Origin of the sequence: Streptomyces lancefieldiae (assembly GCF_031845825.1) — a bacterium.
In the GTDB taxonomy this organism is placed as follows: Bacteria; Actinomycetota; Actinomycetes; order Streptomycetales; family Streptomycetaceae; genus Streptomyces; species Streptomyces lancefieldiae.
On record NZ_JAVRFH010000212.1, the window covers coordinates 1 to 1,383 of the forward strand.

Below are 1,383 nucleotides of genomic sequence, written 5' to 3' on the forward strand. Positions count from 1 at the left end.
AGTGTCTGACCGTTCGGGGCGACGAGCTGTTCGAGCTGACGGACGCGTTGCTGTGCGCGGATGGGCCGGTGCGGGCACCGGTGGACCTGACGCTGGTGGCCGAGCACAGGCGAGGGCACGGCGCTATGTACGACGCGCTGAACAGCGGAAACGTCGATGTGCCCCGGCTGCGGCAGGTGCTGGCTGGCCTGCCCATGCCGCAGGCCGGCGACGGCCGCCTGGTCCTCGCGGTTGATGTCAGCAACTGGCTCCGTCCCGACGCTCCCACCAGCGCCGATCGCCTGTTCTGCCATGTCTACGGCCGCAGCGGACGATCCTCGGACCAGTTCGTGCCCGGCTGGCCGTACTCGTTCGTCGCGGCCCTGGAATCGGGCCGGACGTCTTGGTGCCAACTGCTGGACGCCGTGCGTCTCGGCCCGGCCGACGACGTCGCCGAGGTCACCGCCGCCCAGGTCCGCCGAGTGGTGGTCGATCTGATTGAGATGGGTCGCTGGCACGTCGGCGACCGCAACATCCTGGTCGTGTTCGATGCCGGCTACGACGCCCCGCGCATGGCCCACCTCCTGGCCGGGCTGCCGGTGGAGGTCCTGGGCCGGATGCGCACGGACCGGGTGATGCGCAAGCCGGTCCCGGTGCCGTGGATCTCCCCGCCGCAGGGCGGGCGGCCACCGAAGCACGGCAAGGAGTTTCGCTTCGCCAAGCCGGAGACCTGGGGTGATCCGGACGCGGCCACGGTGCAGGTCACCGACCGGTACGGAACCGTCCGCTCGATGGCCTGGGACCGCATCCACCCCCGCCTGACCACCCGCTCCGCGTGGATCGACCACACGGGCGAACTCCCGGTCATCGAGGGCACGTTAATCCGTCTCCAGGTCGACCGCCTTCCCGGCGGTCACGACCCGCTGCCGCTCTGGCTGTGGTCGTCGGCCACCGGCCTGAGCGGCGAGGACGTCGACGTGCGCTGGCAGGCGTTCCTGCGGCGCTTCGACCTGGAGCACACCTTCCGGCTGATGAAGCAGACCCTGGGGTGGACCCGCCCGAAGATCCGCACCCCCGACGCCGCAGACCGCTGGACGTGGCTCGTGATCGCCGCCCACACCCAGCTCCGGCTCACCCGCGAAGCCGCAGCGGATCTCCGCCGCCCCTGGGAGAGGCCGGCCGAGCCCGCACGGCTGACCCCGGCCCGCGTCCGCCGGGGGTTTCGGAACCTCCGCCCGCACCTTGCCTGTCCGGCCCGTGCACCGAAACCCTCAACACCCGGTCCTGGAAGGCCGCTTGGCTCCAAGAATCGCCGTCCCACGACCCGCTATGACGTCGGGAAAACGACCAGGCGACCCCAGAGCATCATCGAGCGCGACAGCCTCGGAGGTTAAAAGACAAGCT

The 1,383-nt window shown here is 70.6% G+C and carries 1 protein-coding gene; it reads left to right on the forward strand.

Annotated elements, in window-relative coordinates; all coding sequences use genetic code 11:
* On the forward strand, positions 1–1,373 hold a 1,373-nt coding region (locus tag RM812_RS41685), incomplete at its 5' end, for an NF041680 family putative transposase (protein WP_311586159.1).
* Positions 1,374–1,383 lie beyond the last annotated feature (10 nt).